We start from the raw sequence: 18,987 nt of genomic DNA, 5'->3' as shown, positions 1-18,987 counted from the left end.
TCAGGCGTGGTAGGCCGAATCCGGAATGTCGGTGATGAACATGTGTCCCGGCGCATGCGTTATGGCAAAGGGAACGCCGGATGCCATGACGGCTGCTTGCGGCGTCACGCCACAGGCCCAGAAGACAGGAACTTCGCCCGGCTCGATGCGCACCGCATCCCCGAATTCGGGTTTGCCAAGATCGGTGATGCCGATCTCGTCGGGCGCCCCGACGTGGACCGGCGCACCGTGGACGGCAGGAAAGCGGCCGGAGATGGTTGCAGCATCTGCAACACGACCGGCAGGTATTGGACGCATGGACACGACGAGATTGCCGTGCAGGCGCCCCGCCGGGCGGCAGGGGCGGTTTGTCAGGTACATCGGGACGTTGGAGCCGTCGGTGATATGACGGATCTCGATGCCGGCCTCGGCCATAGGCGTCTCGAAGGTGAAGCTGCACCCGATGAGAAAGCTGACGAGATCGGGATGCTCAGCCCACGCCGCGCTGGCATCAGCGGTCTCTTCGGCCAGCTTTCCGTCCCGCCAGATCCGGTAGAGTGGCAAATCCTTGCGCAGATCGGCGCCGGGTGCCAGCAGCGTTGCATGCGAACCGGGATCGGAAACATCCAGAACAGGGCAGGCCTTCGGGTTGCGCTGGGCGTACAGCAGAAAGTCGAATGCCCAGTCGCGCGGCAGAACGATCATGTTGGCCTGCGTGAAGCCGGGTGCGACGCCGGATGTCGGCGCGACACTGCCGGCGCGGTAGGCCTCGCGGGCGGCGCGCGCAGGCGTGGCGTCAACATGGCGAAGATGCTCGATGGCGATCATGACGCTTTCCTTTCGCGTTTAGTGATTGTTGAGGAAGGACGCCACGGCCAACCCGTCCGCCTCGAAGGCACGTCGGATTTCGCGGGCGATCGAGACCGCTCCGGGGCTGTCGCCATGGACGCAGATCGACTGGGCCTCGATGCGGATGGTGGAGCCGTCGATGGCCGTCAGCGTGCCGTCACGCGCCAGCTGAACCATACGCTGCGCGATGGCTTTCGTATCGTGGAGCACGGCGCCCGGTTCGCGACGGGAGACGAGCTGGCCTTCCGGCGTATAGGCCCGGTCGGCGAAGGCTTCCGCGACGACGGCAAGGCCGCTGCGCTTTGCCAGATCAAGGATCGGCGTGCCCGCCAGACCCATCAGGACCAAAGACGCATCGACCGCCTTGAGTGCGTCGATGACGGCCTGTCCCTGCTTCGCATCATTGGCGATCCGGTTGTACAGCGCGCCGTGCGGCTTGACGTAGCGCACCGTGGTGCCTGCCGCGGCCGCGATGCCTTTCAAAGCACCGATCTGGTAGATGACATCCGCGATGAGTTCGTCTGTCGTGACATCCATGTCTCGCCGGCCGAAACCGACGCGGTCCGGGTAGGAGACATGCGCACCGATCGCGACGCCCTTTTCCGCAGCTGCCTTGACGGTTTTCAGGATGCCCGCGGGGTCGCCGGCATGAAAGCCACAGGCGACATTGGCGCTGGAGACGATGGCGAGCATCGCCGTATCGTCGCCCATGCCCCAGGCACCATAGCTTTCGCCGAGGTCGCTGTTGAGGTCGATGGCTTTCATGTCACTCTCTCCCTTGCTTCTCGCCAGCTCCTTGTGAGCCGTGGTCTGTCGTTTCGATCCGGACGCAAACCGTGCTGCGCCCGGAGCGTTCAGGGTGTTACGCCGTCAGCAGCGCGAAGATCGGTCCAATCGACTTGTAGCCCATGTACCAGGTCAGCGCGCAGACGAGGACGCCAAGCACCAGAAGCCAGCGGGGATAGCGGTAGCCGCCCATCAGGTCAGAGCGCGCCCATGCCGCATAGATGAAGATCGACAGACCGATGGGCAGGATGAGGCCGTTCAGACCACCGACGAAGACCAGCATCTGGGCAGGTGGCGTTGTGATGAGCACGTAAGCAATCAACGAGACGCCGATGAAGATGACGGTCGCGATGTTGCGGGCGCGCTCGGTGATGTCCTGCTTGAAGACCGTGATGAAGGAGACCGACGTATAGGCGGCGCCGATGACGGAGGTGATGGCGGCAAACCAGAGGACCGCGCCGAAGATGCGGTAGCCGACGTCACCGGCCGCTGCCTGGAACGCCTGTGCCGCTGGATTTGCACCCTTGCCCGAAATGTCGATCACGACGCCGCTGGCGACCACGCCGAGGATGGCGAGGAACAGAACGTAGCGCATCAGACCGGTGACCGCGATGCCGGTCAGGGCTGCACGGTTCACCGCGCCGAGATTCTCGATGCCAACCGTGCCCTTGTCCAGCAGGCGATGAGCACCGGAATAGGTGATGTAGCCGCCGACCGTGCCACCGACGATCGTGGTGATCGTTGCAAAATCGATCGTGCTCGGCAGGAAGGTCTGGAACAGCGCGTCGCCGACGGGCGGTGCCGAGACGATCGCGACATAGAGCGTCAGAACGATCATGAGGACACCGGCAACCACGATCAGCCGGTCGATGGCAACGCCGGCCTTCTTCGACAGGAAGATGGCGATGGCGATGAGCGCGCTGATGGCGCCGCCCCATTTCGGATCAACGCCGAGCATGGCGTTCAGACCGAGGCCTGCCCCGCCGATATTACCGACATTGAAGAACAGGCCGCCGACGATGACGAGGATGGCGAGAAGATAACCGGTTCCGGGAATGGCGGCGTTGGCAATGTCGGACGCGCGCATCTTCGTGAGCGTGACGATCCGCCAGATGTTCAGCTGCACGACGAAGTCGATCAGGATCGATGCGAGAATGGCAAAGGCGAAGGCGGAGCCGAGCTTCGTCGTGAAGGTCGCCGTCTGCGTGATGAAGCCGGGACCGATGGCGGATGTCGCCATCAGGAAGATAGCCGCGATGAGCGCCGCGCGGCGCGATTTCGCAGACATGCCTCCAGGTGCGGGACTGCCCTGAGATGTCGATGCGGGGGATGCCGATGTATCTGCCATGTTACCCTCTTTGTTTGCCGCTTCTCCGCAAATCCTGCGGTGTGCGGTTGTTTATGACGGCAGCGTCGCGCTGTTTCACGATCCTGTCAATATCGTTCAACGATTTTGTTCTATCGTTCTACCAGACTGTATAATTGCTTTGCATTGTGCCGAGGGAAAAGGCGCTGAATCATGGAGCTCGCTCATATTTTGGGCGCTCGCGACGGCTTCCTGGTCCGGCAGTCAAAGGGGACACGTCCGCAACTGTTGAAATCGAAGAGAACGGTGTCCCTCATCGATCACCGGGAGGTTTCCCTTATGCCCGAAGCGCGATATCGCTTCGACCGTGGTGTGCCCGAACGGGAGGCGCGTCGAGGGCAGGTTTCGATGGCAGAGCAGGACACGATATCGGCGTTGGCGCCAAGGCTGGCGGAGGAGATCCGGGGGCGCTTGATCGCTGGCGAACTCAAGCCGGGACAACGGCTGTCGGAGGCAGCCCTGAGCGCGGATTTTTCCGTATCGCGGAATTCCCTGCGCGAGGCCTTTCGGCTCCTGACGAAGGAAGGATTGCTGCGCCACGAGCCTAATCGCGGCATGTTCGTCGCGACGCCCAGCATGGCGTCGATCATCGATATCTACCGGATCCGACGGATGATCGAATGTCAGGCGCTGGCCAAGGCCTATCCGCATCATCCAGCGGTCGCTCGAATGCGAGCCGCTGTCGACGCCGCGCGGATCGCGCGTGGCGAGAAGGCCTGGGGCGTGGTGGGCAGCCAGAACATGGTGTTCCACGCAGCAATCGTCGAAATGGCCGATAGCCAGCGCCTGAACGCGTTCTACGCCCAGATCGCTGCCGAACTTCGCTTGAGCTTCGGCCTGCTTGCCGATCCCGAGCTCCTCCACGCGCCGTATGTCGATCTGAACGCCGCCATTCTGGAACAGCTGGAGGCCGGCAAAACACAGGAGGCCGCCGACATGCTGGAGGCCTACCTCACCCAGTCGGAGCGAACTGTCCTCGCTGCGTTCTCCCGTATCCCCTGAACCGCGCTTCAGCCATCCATGCGCCGGCCTGCTTCGTCGAACAGGTGCAGTGCCTGCCGGCTGGCCGCGACCGGTATGATGTCATCCATGAGGATGCGGGACCGGCCGGCGACGCGGAAGATGATCGGCTGGCCATCCGTAAGGTGCCCATGGACATAGCTCTCCGCGCCGACCAGCTCCACGGCTGCAACCTTCACGTCCGCCCGGAAGACGTCCGCCGTGGTGTCGCCTTCCGCCGGGTGCAGGTCCTCCGGCCGGATACCGAGCGTGGCACTGCCCTGCGGCAGGGCGATATTCGGTGCAAGGCTCCAGGTCTGGCTGGAGAGGCCGGGCAGCAGGTTCATGGAGGGTGAGCCGATGAAGGTCGCGACGAAGGTGGTCGCGGGCTTTTCGTAAAGCTCGATCGGCGTTCCCACCTGCTCGATGACACCGCCGTTCAGCACGACGAGCCGGTCCGCCAGCGTCATCGCCTCCATCTGGTCGTGCGTGACGTAGACGCTGGTCGTCTTCAGCGATTTCTGCAGCCGCTTGATCTCGACGCGCATCTGTACGCGCAGCTTGGCATCGAGATTGGACAAGGGTTCATCGAACAGGAAGGCCGCGGGTTCGCGAACGATCGCCCGGCCCATCGCCACGCGCTGGCGCTGTCCGCCGGAGAGCTGACGGGGCTTCCGCTCCAGAAACGTTTCGATCTCCAGCGCCTTGGCGGCATCAGAGATACGCCGGTCGATCTCCGCCTGCGGCGTGTTGCGGTTCTTCAGGCCGTAGGCGAGGTTCTGGCGCACCGTCATATGCGGATACAGGGCATAGTTCTGGAACACCATGGCGATGTCACGCTCGGACGGCTCCAGCGTATTGACGACCCGGCCACCGATGGCAATCTCGCCGCCTGTGATGCTTTCCAACCCTGCGATCATGCGCAGCAATGTCGATTTCCCGCAGCCCGAAGGACCGACGAGAACGAGGAACTCGCCGTCGGCGATGTCGAGAGAGATGCCCTTGATGGCATCGACGGGACCGTATTTCTTGCGGACGTCGTTGAGGACGATATTGGCCATTATTTTTCCGTCTCCACGAGACCTTTGACGAACCAGCGCTGCATGAGCACCACGACGAGAATAGGGGGAATGATCGCAAGGATCGCCGTGACCATCACGTAGTTCCACGGCGTCGAGGCGTCGGTGAAGTCCACCATGCGCCGCAGCCCGATGATGACGGTGTTCATCTTCGCGTCATTGGTGACGAGCAGCGGCCAGAGATATTGCGTCCAGCCATAGATGAACAGGATCACGAACAAGGCGGCGATGTTGGTGCTCGACAGCGGCAGCAAGATATCGCGCATGAAGCGGAACGGGCCGGCATTGTCGATGCGCGCCGCTTCCACGAGTTCGCCCGGGATGGTCAGGAAGAACTGCCGGAAGAGGAACGTAGCGGTGGCGGATGCCATCAGCGGAAGCGTCAGCCCGGCATAGGTATCGATGAGCCCGAGATCGACGATGACCTTGTAGGTGGGGAGAATGCGCACCTCCACCGGCAGCATCAGCGTGACGAAAATCATCCAGAAGAAGGCCATGCGGAACGGAAAGCGGAAGAAGACGATGGCGAAGGCCGACAGGAACGAGATGACGATCTTGCCGACCGCGATCGCCACGGCCACCACGAACGAGTTGAAGAGCAGCCGTTCCAGACTGACGCCAACGACGCGCTCGACGCCGCCGGTCATGGCTTCGGTATAGTTCTCGACGAAATGCCCGCCCGGCAGCAGCGACATGGGCGGGCGGATGATCGCCTCGGATGTCGCTGTGGATGCGATGAACGTATAGTAGATCGGGAAGGCGACGACGATGATCCCGAGGATCAGAATGGCGTGGCCGACGAGATTGGCGATGGGGCGTTTTTCGATCATCTCGGGGCCTCAACCATAATGCACGCGCTTCTCGACGAAGCGGAACTGGAAAGCCGTCAGCGCAATCACAATGACCATGAGGATGACGGACTGGGCCGCAGAGGAGCCGAGGTTCAGATTGACGAAGCCGTCATTGTAGACCTTGTAGACCAGTGTCTCCGTCGCTTTTGCCGGCCCGCCGCCGGTGACGGAATGAATGATGCCGAACGTATCGAAGAAAGCGTAGACGGTGTTGACCACCAGCAGGAAGAAGGTGGTCGGCGCCAGGAGCGGGAAGACGATCGTCCAGAACCGCCGCGCGCCGCGCGCCCCGTCGATAGATGCTGCTTCGATGAGAGATTTCGGAATGGCTTGCAGCCCGGCGACGAAAAACAGGAAATTATAGCTGATCTGCTTCCAGGCGGCCGCGACGACGACGAGCGCCATGGCCTGATCGCCGTTGAGGAGCGGATCCCATCCGAAGCCGTTCCTGCGCAGAAGGTATGCAAAGGTGCCCATGGCCGGGTTGAACATGAAGAGCCAGAGCATGCCTGCAACGGCCGGCGCCACGGCATAAGGCCAGATCAGCAGGGTGCGATAGAAGGTCTGTCCGCGGACAACCTTGTCTGCGGCGGTCGCCAGCAGCAGAGCTACGCCCATCGAGACCAGCGCCGTGAGAATGCTGAAGACAACGGTAACCTGAAGCGCATGGATATAGTTCGGGTCCGACAAGACGGCGCGGAAATTGGCAAGCCCGACGAAGCCGCTCTTCAGCCCGAACGGGTCTTCGCGCATGACGGACTGGTAGAGTGCCTGGCTTGCCGGCCAGAAAAAGAAGATGACCGTGAGAACGATCTGCGGGGCGACCAGAAGGTAGGGAAGGATCTTGTTGGGAAAAGCGACGTTGTGCACCGGGTGCTCCTCGGGACGGCAGTCAGGCGTATCGCCGGCCAGAGGGTGGGCCGGCGATACCGTCAGCTGCGGCTCAGTTGCCGATGGCTTCGGCGATGGCTGCGTTTCCGCGCTCCACAGCCTTGTCGAGGGCAGCCTTTGCATCCTGCTTGCCGGCCAGCATCGCTTCGAACTCCTCGTTCATGATATCGCGAACCTGCGGAAGGTTGACGAGGCGTACACCCTTGGAGTTCTCGGTCGGCGCCTTGCCCATCATTTGCAGGATCGGCGTCTCGCGACCGGGGTTCTTGTCGTAGAAACCGGAGGTCTTGGTTTCCTCGTAAGCCGCGTTGGTCACCGGCATGTATCCGGAGACCTGATGCAGGCGGGCCTGGATCTTGGTCTGCGACAGGAAATTGAAGAACTGCGCGATACCGGCATATTCCGCATCGCTCTTGCCGCCGAAGACCCAGAGGCTCGCGCCGCCGGGGATCGTGTTCTGTGGCCCATGGCCTTCATAGTAGGGCAGCTGGCCGATACCATACTTCACGCCCGACTTGACGATATCGCCGAGACCGCCGGAGGACTCCGTCAGGATCGCGCATTCGCCCGACATGAAGAGCTGCTTGGCTTCGGATGTCCGGCCGCCATAGCGGAACGTGCCCTCCTTCGCGAGGTCGGCGATGGACTGGAAGTGCTCCACGAAGAGCGGTGAATTGAACTCCAGCTTCACGTCGTTGCCGCCAAGGCCATTTTCGTTGGTGCCATAGGCGACGTTGTTCCATGCGGCGAAATTCTCCGTCTGGATCCAGGTGAGCCAGGTCGAGGTCAAGCCGCAGGAAGCGGCACCGCTCGACTTGATCTTTCTCGCGGCCTCGAACACGTCAGGCCATGTCTTCGGCGGCGCCTCGGCGTCAAGACCAGCCTTCGCGAAGATATCCTTGTTGTAGTAGAGGATCGGCGAGGACGAGTTGTAAGGGAACGACAGCATCGTGCCGTCCGGCTTTGAATAATAGGCTGCGATGCCGGCGAGATATTGCGACTTGTCGAATGTGAAGCCGCCTTTCTGCAACACGTCGGCAGCGGGCATGATCGCGCCCTCGGCTCCCATCATCACCCCGCTGCCGGCGTCGAACACCTGAATGATTGCGGGCGGCTGCTTGGAGCGGAAGGCTGCGATGCCCGCGTTCAGGGTTTCCGGATAGGTGCCCTTGAACACAGGCGTGATGGTGTATTCGCTCTGGCTTTCGTTGAATTCCTTGGCGAGCTGGTTGACGACCTCGTTGTTCGCGCCGGTCATCGCATGCCACCACTGCAGATCGGTCGCCGCAAATGCGGCCACGGGTCCGGTAGCCGACAAAGCAAGGGCTGCCACCGTTGCCTTCAGGGTCGCTGCTTTCAGGATTGTCTTGAACATGAACGTCCTCCCAGTTGGGCGAAGCAAGAGGCTTGCTTCGCGTCATTCATGCGACGATCCTCCTCGAGCGTCGCTATATGGTTACATATGCCGGGCTTTTCTTCGGGCGGCAACCGCCAATCGAGCCTCTTCCACGGTCACGCGAATTTGCCGGAACTGTAGTACAGTCGTCACTGTCGAAGTCGTGATCTGCATTAATACTTTGTTAACCTTCAGGATATTGCTCGCATTTAAATAAATGTGGAACAAAAGCTTGTGCCGGTCATTTCAGCTGTAGTCTCAATGTCGAATGGGTATAGCGTCATGACCGAGAACACAGTCCGCCGGTGGCAGAACCGTCCGATCATCGACTATCCCGTCGTGATCATCGAAGATCATCTTCTTCTCGCGCTCGATCTGGAAGATGCCGTCTCGGCCGCAGGTTTGAATGCGGGCGTCGTCGGCTTCGCCAGCCGCAAGAAGCACGCCTTGCAGATCGGGGGCCTCGCTGCCATCGCCTTTGTCGACGTGAACCTTGCCGACGGGCCGAGCGGTCCCGAGATCGGTCGAATCCTTGCCGAGGATCACGATGTCACCGTTATCTTTACCACGGCCGATCCGGAGATGCTCGGCACGGGCGTGTCCGGCACCATGGGCGTCCTGAAGAAGCCCGTCAGCCCGGAGGCGGTGCGTGGCGCGCTGACATACGCGATCGCTCGCAGGCGCGGCGACCTCGCCATTGTGCCGCCAGAACTCACGCTGTTTGCCGGCTGAAGACTTCCTCAATGTCTTCGCTATAGTCTTCTGACAAGGGTCGAGCTCACTTAGCTCGGCCTTCATCGAATCTGCCCTCTTCCATACGTTCAATTGACGTTCCCTCGGACAGAGGCGCCTCGCTCCTGTCCAGTTTCAAGGCCCCAAGATGACGACCCTCGTTTCGCTTTCGCGCCGGCGTTTCCTCGGATGCACGGGTGTCGCCTCCGCGACGCTTCTCACAGGATGCTCCACGCAAGGCATCGGCGCGTTTTTCGAACCCGTCGTCAACGTGATCGCGCCCAAGACCTATGATGGGGAACAGCCCGATCCCGCCGTCATCTACGCGGCCCGCACGGACGAAGGCTTCAGCCTGCCGGCAATCCCCTACAAGAATATTCCGCAACGCTTCTATCGTCAGCGCGTCATCGACCCCACGGGTGAAGCGCCCGGCACGGTCGTCGTGGATACAAAGGCCCGCTATCTCTATCTCGTGGAGAAAGGCGGCACCGCCATGCGATACGGCGTCAGCATCGGCAAGGAGGGATTTGCCTGGCAGGGCGAGGGCGTGATCCAGTGGCGCAAGAAATGGCCGCGCTGGACGCCGCCCGACGAGATGGTCGCTCGCCAGCCGAAACTCGCCCGTTACTCCATCGCCAATGGCGGCCAGGAACCGGGCCTCAGGAATCCGCTGGGCGCTCGCGCGCTCTATATCTTCCAGAACGGGCAGGACACGCTCTACCGCCTCCACGGAAACCCGGATTGGCGCTCGATCGGCAAGGCGCAATCCTCTGGCTGCGTGCGCTTCATCAATCAGGATATCATCGATCTCTACGATCGCGTGCCGGAAGGCGCCCGGATTGTCGTCCGGCAGTAGTTTCTAGCGCGACGTCCGACGAGGCCGGAACATCTCCGCCGTCCGAGCCTTCCTCTCCCGATGCCGACCGTACGGGAGAGGGCCGCCGCCATATGAACAGACCAGTATCAGCCTCTGAAAGACCCTCTCTTCATCCGTTATCTCTCGGTCACGCTTTTCCCGGGGTCCTGACGATCACATTCCAAAGCCCGGTATCGGTCTGCATTCGCAGGGGCGATCTCGCGTGCTGACCTCTCTCGCACCTGCTCGTACCAACGGCTTCCTCCCGCTCGAGCACTATGCAGCACTGGGCGACGGGCGCTCGATCGCGCTTGTCGGCGGCGATGGCGCTATCGACTGGTGGTGCGCGCCGGATATGGATTCGCCACCGCTCTTCAACCGGTTGCACGACGCCGAGGGCGGTCACTTCTCGCTCTCTCCCACCGATGCCTTCCATATCGAGAGGCGCTATCTGCCTGAGAGCAACGTACTGGAAACGATCTTCATCACGAAGAGCGGGCGTGCGCGTGTGACGGAGTCGCTCAACAGCGGCAATGCCGGACGTCTGCCCTGGTGCGAGCTTGCCCGGCGCATCGAGGGGATTTCCGGCGAGGTTACGTTCGAGATGGTCCTTCGGCCGATTTCGAAGGACGAGCCGGTGCGGCGCATCGCGCATCCCAATGCCACCATTCGGTATGTCGGCGATCTCACCACCACCTTTTGCCACGACGACAGCATGGAGCTGATACATGATGACGATGCGCAGACGAAAGCGCGTCACGTCACGAGAGAGGGATCGCGAACCTGCATCGCGTTCCTCGTGGCGGACAGAGCACCGCTCGCCATGCCGGATCTTGCGGACATCGACCGGCGGATCGATTTCAGCGATGAGGAGTGGCGGCGATGGGCGCACGGACTGACCTATGACGGGCCTTTTCAAGCGGATCTCATCCGCTGCGCGCTGTCGCTGAAGTTCCTGCTGTATTCGCAGACCGGCGCCATCGCCGCAGCGGCAACGTCAGGTCTTCCCGAGCGGATCGGCGGCGACAAGAATTACGATTACCGTTACGCGTGGCTGCGGGATGCCGCCTATACGATCAAGGCGCTGCTCCGGGCCGGCGGCCTGTCCGAGGCGATCGCGGCATTTGGCTGGATCGTCCGAACGCTGGTCGGCGACGGCCCGGAGCCGAAGGTGGTCTACACGCTCGATGGCAAGGTCGTACCCGCCGAGCGCATCGTGGACGTGCCGGGCTACAAGGGTTCGACGCCCGTGCGGGTCGGAAACCGTGCCCGGCATCAGGTGCAGCTCAGCTGCTATGGCGATATTCTGGAAACAGCGGCACTTTTCGCGCGTATGGGTCATGTGCTCGATCCGACAGCGGCGCGCCTGCTGGAGCATCTAGCCGACCAATGCTGTGAGCGTTGGCAGGAGAAAGACGCCGGAATCTGGGAGCTCGAAGACCGCCAGCACTACACCTTCTCCAAGATCGGTTGCTGGCTGGCGCTCGACAGGGCTGTCGAGCTTTCTGAAAACAGCCATATCGATGGGCGCAACCGCGACCACTGGGCGCGTACACGTGACCGTATCAAGGCGTGGATCGACGAGCATTGCTGGTCGGAGGCCCGGCAGGCCTACACGTTCTACGCCGGCACCGATCGTCTCGATGCGGCTCTTCTACTGACCACGCGCTTTGGCTTCGAGCATGACGGGCGGCTGGCCAAGACCCGTGATGCGATCGAAGCGGAGCTTGCAGTCGGCCCGCTCGTCTATCGGTATAGCGGCGTGGAGATTGAGGAAGGCGCGTTCGTTGCGTGCAGTTGCTGGCTTGTGGAAGCCTATGCTTTTCTCGACGACGTGCCGCAGGCCGAGAAACGTTTGAAGGATCTGCTCGCCGTTCTTGGGAACAACTTCGGTATTCTGAACGAAATGGTCGATCCGAAAACCGGCGAAGGCCTCGGGAATCTGCCCCAAGGCCTCAGCCATCTCGCTCTGCTGCACGCCATCTTCTCCATTCAGGAGAACAGCTGAGAAGGACGCCCTATCTCCAGGTGGCTATCAGTTCTGTGTTTCCAACGCGGCCGGCGTTGCCGCCCGGGCATTGGCCAGCCCTCGAATGGCGTCCTGATTGCCTGTTGCGGCCAGAGTCTCGAAGGTGCGGATCGCCTGGTCGAAGCGCTTGAGCCCCAGATACGCATATCCCCGGATCACCATCAGGTCGATGCGTTCGGATGCCAGCTGCGCGCGGCGGTCGAGCAGCACCAGCGCCTCCGAGAACCGCTTCTGGTCGAAGGCGATCAGCGCGCGGTTCGAGAGAAGCGCTACCTGAATTTCCGATGCTTTCTGCGCGTCCATCGGCCCGCGTGTCGCAGCCACGGAGGCCTTGTCGGTCAGGCCCTGACGGAGGTAGGCGAGGCTCTGCCCGTAAGCGGCTTCGCTGCGGATACGCGTGTCTCCGGTGCGGATGGCCGCGTCGAAATTGCGAACGGCCTCAAGCGGCCGGTTCAACTCCATAAGGCACCAGCCGCGCCGCAGGGCTTCGCCGGCGGACAGACCGGATGGGTCCGTGAAGGTGCTGCAACCCCGGCCCGACGCCGGCGCTGCGGCGTTACGGCTGGGTGCGGCGGTGCGTGCGGGACGCTGGCGAACCGGCTCCGCCGGCGCGACGCCTGTTTGTGCCGATACGGTTTGCACAGGCTGGCGTGCCGTCGAGCGGGATGGCTGGCGCACGGGTTGATCGACAGCGGCTCCGGCCTGCACGCGTTGCGGCACCTGCGCTTGATCATCCTCCTCGCCGAGCAGGGCGATGCGCGGGGAGCGGCCGGCCCACTGTTTCTGAATACGCGCAACATCGTTCGTCATACCCAGCTGGTTTGCGGTGATCGCAAGACCATAGGCCGAGGCTTCCGTGTCCGGCTTCCACGTCAGCGATGTCGAGAACCATTGAAGCGCAAGCTGCGGCTGTTCGAAGGCGCGGGCATACCAGCCGAACTGTTGGGCGACGTCGGAACTACGGGCGCGCATCGCCTCCTGTGCCATACGTTGCAGCACGTCCGCTTCGATCACGATGGGCGGATCGAGAGCGAGCAGGTTGGACGCCGCCGCGAGATAGGTGTCGCGCGTATCATCCGAGGTATCGCGCCACGGATAGAGAACGGCTTCGGCCTCCTTCGGATTGTTGCGTGCGATCAGCGTCAGCGCGAGGCCCTGCGACGCTACCGCCGAGTCCTCTGCTGTCCGCGCCCGCCGAAACCAGGTCTCCGCCCGTTCGGCACCGTTGCGGCGCACGTAGTACCAGCCAAGCAGCAGAGCATCGGACGCTTTCCCGTCCGCCTCGGCAACGCGCTCCAGCCGGTTCAGGTAGGCTGGGGGGACGACCAGCTTCGGGTCTTCGCCGGCGGCGGCAACGAACTGGCGGGCCAGATCGTCCTTCACCGGCTCGAACTCGCCCTTGCCGGAAGGATCGGTCTTTTCCTGCGCCAGGAGCTGCTCGACCATCGGGCGCGGCAGCAGGGAAGCCGCCTTCTGCAAGGTCGCCAGCCGGTCGGGCCCTTCGGTGCAACTGGAGAGGACATAGGTATAGGCATCCAGCGCGCGCTGCTGCCGGTCGGTTTTTGCAAAGGCTTCGGCGAGGCGCCAGAGAATATCGATTTCGCTGCACACGAGAAGCTGCGGTGTTTCCGCCGCGACATCAACGACGACCGGAAATTGCTGGAGGTTCGAAGCGTTGACCAGACGCTGACGCGCTTCGCCGAGCGCGAGCATCGAAAGAAGGTTTTCCGGCGGCTGCCAGCCGGGTTCGCGCGACTGGCGCTCGGTGATGGCCTTGCGGACTTCGTCATAACGCGTCTGTCCATAAAGCGCCCACATGGCTTCGAGCTGCGTATCGACATTTTGCGGCACGGCGAGCGGATCCACCGGGGGTTCCCAGTCGGGGTAGAGCGTGCGCAATCGCGCGATCTCTGCCTGGAGGCGCACGGTATCGCCCAGTCGAGCGAAATAGCGCAGAGCGCCTTCATCAACAGTTGGTTTCTGCGGAGCCGGTTGCGTTTGTGCGGGCGGCGACGCCGGCGTCTGAGGTTGCAGCTGCGCCTTGACGACAGGTTCCACGCTTTCGATGGCGCTGTCCGCAGACGGCTTGTCCAGCGCTTCGACGGACGCATCCGGTGCGGCGGCCTCGCTGTCGGCTGCAGGGACTGCCGGCGGAAGCGCCTGCGACGGGTCGGCCATTCGCCGGTCGCCATGGCGCATGGCCGGGCCGGGCGGGATCAGACTCAACCGGTTGCCCTTCTCGTCCACGGCGGGCGGTGCGACGATCGTACCGGTCGTCAGTTCCCTCTCGGGCAGCCAGTCGGAGCCATAATAGGCCGCTGTCGCGGTTGCTGCGGCCAGCGTCGAGAAAAGCAGGATGCGGGCGGTTGTCATGGGAACTCCCGGTAAACAGTCCGAGGAAGGAGGGACGCTCGGCGGGCGCGCGTCGATGCAAAGCCCGGCAGGGCGGATCGTGTCGGGCTCTGCCCACGTGTCTGTCCGTTTGTCGCTCTCATCGACTACGTCCCAGCAGGCGCAGCATCAGCGTGGTGATAATGCCGAGAAGGGCGAAGCCGGCGATGAACATCACGGCGAAGAAGAGGATGTTGGTCGACAGCCAGTTCGCTGCGATCAGGCGCCAGTTCGCGATCGAGAAAGGTTGCGTCGGGTTCAGATGCAGGTCGTGCACCGGCACCATCGCGACGTTCCCGGTCGCCTCATCAAAGGTCGTGATCCGGCCTTCAAGGCCATTCCAGCGCGCTTCCTGCACCATCGCGCTCATGCCGGTCTGGAGGCTTGCAGGCGTCGGTCCGGTCGCAAGCGTCCATGTTCCCGCGCCGGACGGGCTGCGACCCTGGGCGATCATGAAGCTGACGTCATCTGCCGGAGAGAAATCCTCTTCCTTGCCGGGCAGGAAGCGCAGCGAATCCATGGATAGGTCGAGGTCGCTCTTCAGCCAGGCTTCGAGCCGCGATCCCTGACCAAGCCAGCTGCCGCCGGAAACCTTCTCGCGCCATTCCTCAAACAGGGTGCCGCTGTCGCCGTCCGCCTGCCGGCCGGTATGGTGCGTGCCCCAGTTTGCCGGCGCCGCGCCGATCTGCATCTGCGTCAGCAATGGCGGGGGAAGCTGTGACATGGTGCCGACGATCAGCGCGTTGCGATCTCCGAGCGCTGCGGGAGAGGCCACGGTTTCGAGCGCAAGCGGGTTTCCCGCAGCGACCGCAAGGCGCCCGACGAGCGTTGCCGCAGCCGAGAGCGTCTCGGGGTCGAGGCGGTCGAGATAAAGGGCTGTCGGCTGTTGCGCCCGGCGATAGGGCTGGCCCGTCGAGGATGTTGCCGCAAGGCTCGGGCTGCTGTCGATCCGCGCGAAATCCGGCATGTGAAATTCGGTGGTGTCGAAGAGCGCGAAACGCGGCGTGGTCTGAGCCGGCGTGCCCGTGGCGCAGACGTCGTCGTCTTCCGTCAACAGCACGGCTTCGATGGAGATGCGGTTCACGCCCGGTACGAAGTGGCGCAGCGTCACGGTGATCGGGAGATGGCTGAGGATACCCCCGCCAGCCGTGGAGAGGGGCGTGGTCGTAGCAATATTGCCATTGACATAGACGTCGATGCGGCTGCCGGGCAGGACCGACGCTGCATAGCCGGCATCGAGCAGGATCACGGCATCGCCGTAGGCGCTGGCGTAGAAATCCGCGGGAACGCCGAGCATGAACTCTGTCCGGAACCGGCGACCGCCAAATTCGCTGGTGGTGATGCCGAGCTGCGAGAGCGCGATGCGTGTATCACCGACGATGATCGGCGCATCCGGCGTGCTCCACGCCTTGGTGGAGAAGGTGGTGCGCGAGGTGCCCGGCGCAGCGTCCAGCGGGCTGGCCAGCGTTTCCACCGCCTGCCGAAGAGCTTCCGCCGTGGGGCCAGTGACGACAAGGGTGCTCAAGCCCGGCGTTGCAGCCGGCGCGAAGTTGACGGTTGGACCGACCTCGGTTCCTGCCGGCAGAGCGGGGATCAGGCCCTCGATTTCCAGTTGCGTCCCGACGAGAACGGTCAGCGTGCCTGGCACCGGTGCCGTGGGCATGGCCGACTGGAAGGCGATCGTCTGGTTCGGCATCTGCACGCGCAGCGCCAGAGCCTGCGCAAGGCGCAGCAACATGTTCGAGCGGCTGGGGTTCGTGAGGGCCGGCGCGACGATGTCGATGGTCGTTGCGCCCGTGGCGTCTAGGCCCACGGCCGGGATATCGTCGATGCTGGAGAAGCGATTGCCGACGGGGGCGTTAAACGTCAGGTATGTCCGGCTCGGGTCTATATTGGTCCAGAGGTCGTAGGTCGACTGGATGCTGCAATCGGTGCGGTGGCGCTGTTGCGTGGCAAGGCGGACAACGTTCGCACCCGCCTGAAGCGCGCCTTCCGGAAGTGGAAGCATGAGATCGCGGACTGTCTCTGCCGAGGCGACGGGCACCTGTCCGATGACGCTGCCATTGAGCTCCACGGAGAATGTCGAGGCTTCCGGCGCGACGACGATGGAGTTCTGATAGCCGATGGTGATGGCTGTGGCTGCACTCGCCTGCTCGGGCGTGACATAGATCGTCCATGTCCGTCGGTCCGCCTCGCCGGAAAGGCTCAGTTTGCCGAACGGCAGGATGTAGCGGCGGCGTGCGTCCGTGTCAGCAGTCGTCTGGGCACGCGGTTTCGCCTCGGTCTGCGGAGGAGCAGACGGTGAAGGCGATGCCGGCTTTTGCTGTGCGGGCTGGGCTGCCGGGCGGGCCGGCGCTCCGGGTGAGACCTGGAAGGGCGCCGGTTGCTGCGGGCGAGCCTCAGGAGGCGTTGCGGGTGGCTGAGCCGGAGTTTGAGCTTGGGGCTTGCTCGGCACTGGTGAAGGTGCCGGCTGGGCCTGCGTTGCCGGCCGTTCGCGGGACATATCGAACGGCGTTGTCTGGGCAAGGAGCTGCGACGGTGCGAGGAGGGCGAGCGTGCAGGCGATGACGAACGGCTTCATGGTCTCGCCGCCTCCTTCTTGACGGGGGCTGTTGCTTCCTTCGCGCCGCCGAGGCTGCGGAAGAAGTAGAAGAGACCGCGATTGGTCTGGAAGAGCGCAATCGCGAAAAAGCTGATCGTGCCGCGGATGAGGCCGGGATTGCGCCGCCGTCCCATCTGGAATTCCGTCCACTGCGCCGAATTGCCAAAGATGATGTCGGCGAGCAGCCGCCGTTCCTGCGGTTCGCGCGGGGCAAACGTGCAGCCGACAAGGAGGAACCCATCGCCCCGGCCGCTGCGCACGATCTTGACCGGTATGGAGGATGGCGCGCCCGGGCTGAAGGTCTCGACGCGGATCTCTTCCATCGCGCCCACTGTTAGTGGCTGCATGGAGCGATCGTACACGTGGACGAGAAGACCGTTGACCGACACGTTTTCGATGACGCCCGGATACCACTGCTCTCCCACACGGAATTCGCAGCGGCGCTTGACGTTGACACGCCTTGATGCGGCCTTCTCACTTCGTTCCGACACCACGCCCAGCGCGCAGCCGGCGAAGATCAGATTGAGGAAATTCCAGCCCGCAACCACCAGCGTGACGTCGGATTTGTAGGGCTCGGCATAAAGCTTGTAGAGCGACATGATGGTGGCGATGAGCAGAACGCCGAAGATGACGAAGAAAGGCCGGCTGATCTCCGAAAGCCTGTTGTCGCTGATCGACTCGTCCTTTGCCGTCACCTTGAATGTGGGCTTGGTCGGGTTGAGGATGACTGAAATGACTGCCGGCAACAGATGCACCGTCTGAACATATTCATAGAGCTCTGAAATCCAGGGCCAGCGGAAGCGGCCGTAGAGATAGTTCTGCATGAGCAGGTTCACGAGCATGTACGTGGTCGTATAGGCGAGAAATTCTCCACCGGAACCGACGAAGATCTCGAGATCGAAGAAGATGTAGAAGAGCGGCGCGAACAGGAAGACGGTGCGCGGAAACGGGAAGAGCCAGAAGAGCGTCGAGGACATATAGCAAAGGCGCTGCGGCATGCTCAGACCGCGCTTGAACAGCGGCATGCGGAACATGAGGATCTGCATCATGCCCTGTGCCCAGCGGCTGCGCTGGCCGATGAAGCTTGCGAAAGTCGCCGGCTGGAGCCCGGCAATCAGCGGCTTGTCCACGTAAACGCTGTTCCAGCCGCGCGCATGAAGCGCAAGGGCCGTTTCGCAGTCCTCTGTGATGCTGACGCCGCTGAAGCCGTTGGTGTCTTCAAGGGCGCGCCGGTTCAGCACGGCGGCAGAACCGCAGAAGAACGCGGCGTTCCACTTGTCGAGACCGCGCTGGATGATGCCGTAGAACATTTCGTTCTCGCTCGGCATCGTGTTGAAGGTCTTCAGATTGCGCTCGATCGGGTCCGGATTGAGGAAGAAGTGCGGGGTCTGCACGAGGAAGAGGCGCGGATCTTCTTCGAAATAACCGACCGTCTCGCGCAGGAAGTCACGGGCCGGCGCATGGTCGGCGTCGAAGACTGTGATGAGGTCCCCGTGGGAGTGGTTCAACCCGTTGTTGAGATTGCCGGCCTTGGCATGTTCGTTGCGGTCACGCGTGAGATAGTTGGCGTCGAGGTTTCGGCAAAGCTCCTGGAGCTCGTCGTGGCGATTCTGGGCGGCCTGCGCGTCCGGAATGCTGGCAGAATTCCGCTTTTGCAGGGTGCCGCCGTCGTCGAGGAGCCAGACCGTCAGCTTCTCCGGCGGGTAATCCATATTCTTGGCGGCGGCGAGCGTGTTGGCCAGCATATCCGCGTCTTCGTTGTAGGTCGGGATGAAGACATCGACCGACGGCGCGTAATCGGGCGAGCCCGGGCGGGGCCGGTTCGGCGGAAGCGGCATGGAGACGATGAAAAGGCTGAGCGCCAGCATCGCCACGCTGTACATCTCGGCGAGATACAGCAGGAAGCCGGGAATGAAGTTCTCAAGCTGGTTGACCGGCGGCAGCGTGCTGGTGGTCCGCCAGTAGACGTAGCGCAGAACGATGGCCGTGCCGAAGCCAAGCCCGATCAGGCGCCAGTTGCCTTCGGCCTTCAGCACCTTCAGCACGGCGAGAAGCGCCATGCAGAGGAAGGCGGCAACCAGATGCGTCTGGAGGCTTACGGGTAGAGTCGTGATCGCCACGATGACGATCGACATGCAGATCCATGCAATGACGATGAGCGCCTTGACCATGACCCTAATT

General features: G+C 62.8%; 14 protein-coding genes. 4 read left to right on the top strand and 10 right to left on the bottom strand.

Features of this window, described 5'->3' with window-relative positions; genetic code table 11:
• The 3 genes from BSG19_RS14370 to BSG19_RS14360 all read right to left on the bottom strand — a co-directional run bounded on the left by BSG19_RS14370 (position 1) and on the right by BSG19_RS14360 (position 2,902).
• Complete coding sequence (locus BSG19_RS14370; RefSeq protein ID WP_092988713.1) at positions 1–807, bottom strand: putative hydro-lyase; 807 nt, start codon at positions 805–807, stop codon at positions 1–3.
• 18 nt (positions 808–825) lie between these two features.
• Positions 826–1,593 carry a LamB/YcsF family protein gene (locus BSG19_RS14365; protein ID WP_092988712.1) on the bottom strand — a complete coding sequence of 256 codons (768 nt, stop codon included), beginning with the start codon at positions 1,591–1,593 and terminating at the stop codon, positions 826–828.
• Between the two features lie 97 nt (positions 1,594–1,690).
• Entirely contained in the window at positions 1,691–2,902 is a 1,212-nt protein-coding gene (locus BSG19_RS14360) for an NRAMP family divalent metal transporter (RefSeq protein ID WP_092988711.1), read from the bottom strand.
• A gap of 426 nt (positions 2,903–3,328) precedes the next feature.
• On the opposite strand from BSG19_RS14360, the gene BSG19_RS14355 reads away from it, so the two are divergent.
• The gene (locus BSG19_RS14355) at positions 3,329–3,982 is read left to right on the top strand and encodes a GntR family transcriptional regulator (protein ID WP_092989077.1); all 654 of its coding nucleotides are present in this window, start codon (positions 3,329–3,331) and stop codon (positions 3,980–3,982) included.
• 8 nt (positions 3,983–3,990) lie between these two features.
• Here BSG19_RS14355 and BSG19_RS14350 read toward each other — a convergent pair whose 3' ends face one another.
• The 4 genes from BSG19_RS14350 to ugpB form a co-directional block, all read right to left on the bottom strand.
• On the bottom strand, positions 3,991–5,040 hold the full coding sequence (locus tag BSG19_RS14350) for a sn-glycerol-3-phosphate import ATP-binding protein UgpC (protein WP_092988710.1): 1,050 nt from the start codon (positions 5,038–5,040) through the stop codon (positions 3,991–3,993).
• Positions 5,040–5,888, bottom strand: a complete 849-nt coding sequence (ugpE, locus tag BSG19_RS14345) for a sn-glycerol-3-phosphate ABC transporter permease UgpE (RefSeq protein WP_092988709.1) — start codon at positions 5,886–5,888, stop codon at positions 5,040–5,042. The genes BSG19_RS14350 and ugpE overlap by 1 nt, the downstream gene beginning before the upstream one ends.
• 9 nt (positions 5,889–5,897) lie before the next feature.
• Positions 5,898–6,779 (bottom strand): sn-glycerol-3-phosphate ABC transporter permease UgpA, encoded by an 882-nt coding sequence (gene ugpA / locus BSG19_RS14340; protein WP_092988708.1) that lies wholly within the window; start codon positions 6,777–6,779, stop codon positions 5,898–5,900.
• Positions 6,780–6,852: 73 nt separating this feature from the next.
• A complete protein-coding gene (gene ugpB, locus BSG19_RS14335; RefSeq protein ID WP_092988707.1) occupies positions 6,853–8,175 on the bottom strand; it encodes a sn-glycerol-3-phosphate ABC transporter substrate-binding protein UgpB in 1,323 nt (440 codons plus the stop codon).
• Between the two features lie 303 nt (positions 8,176–8,478).
• On the opposite strand from ugpB, the gene BSG19_RS14330 reads away from it, so the two are divergent.
• The 3 genes from BSG19_RS14330 (at position 8,479) to BSG19_RS14320 (ending at position 11,792) form a co-directional block, all read left to right on the top strand.
• The gene (locus BSG19_RS14330; RefSeq protein WP_092988706.1) at positions 8,479–8,928 is read left to right on the top strand and encodes a response regulator; all 450 of its coding nucleotides are present in this window, start codon (positions 8,479–8,481) and stop codon (positions 8,926–8,928) included.
• A gap of 148 nt (positions 8,929–9,076) precedes the next feature.
• Entirely contained in the window at positions 9,077–9,784 is a 708-nt protein-coding gene (locus BSG19_RS14325; protein ID WP_092988705.1) for a L,D-transpeptidase, read from the top strand.
• Between the two features lie 223 nt (positions 9,785–10,007).
• Entirely contained in the window at positions 10,008–11,792 is a 1,785-nt protein-coding gene (locus tag BSG19_RS14320) for a glycoside hydrolase family 15 protein (RefSeq protein WP_092988704.1), read from the top strand.
• A 27-nt stretch (positions 11,793–11,819) separates the two neighbouring features.
• Here the strand turns inward: BSG19_RS14320 and BSG19_RS14315 are convergent, their stop codons facing one another.
• The 3 genes from BSG19_RS14315 to bcsA form a co-directional block, all read right to left on the bottom strand.
• A complete protein-coding gene (locus tag BSG19_RS14315) occupies positions 11,820–14,186 on the bottom strand; it encodes a tetratricopeptide repeat protein (RefSeq protein ID WP_092988703.1) in 2,367 nt (788 codons plus the stop codon).
• A gap of 118 nt (positions 14,187–14,304) precedes the next feature.
• Complete coding sequence (locus BSG19_RS14310) at positions 14,305–16,785, bottom strand: cellulose biosynthesis cyclic di-GMP-binding regulatory protein BcsB (RefSeq protein WP_092988702.1); 2,481 nt, start codon at positions 16,783–16,785, stop codon at positions 14,305–14,307.
• On the bottom strand, positions 16,782–18,977 hold the full coding sequence (gene bcsA, locus BSG19_RS14305; protein ID WP_092988701.1) for a UDP-forming cellulose synthase catalytic subunit: 2,196 nt from the start codon (positions 18,975–18,977) through the stop codon (positions 16,782–16,784). The genes BSG19_RS14310 and bcsA overlap by 4 nt, the downstream gene beginning before the upstream one ends.
• Positions 18,978–18,987: the final 10 nt, after the last annotated feature.

The sequence above is a fragment of the Rhizobium sp. NFR03 genome (genome assembly GCF_900111275.1).
GTDB lineage: Bacteria > Pseudomonadota > Alphaproteobacteria > Rhizobiales > Rhizobiaceae > Ferranicluibacter.
This window is presented reverse-complemented; position numbering and strand designations above follow the sequence as displayed.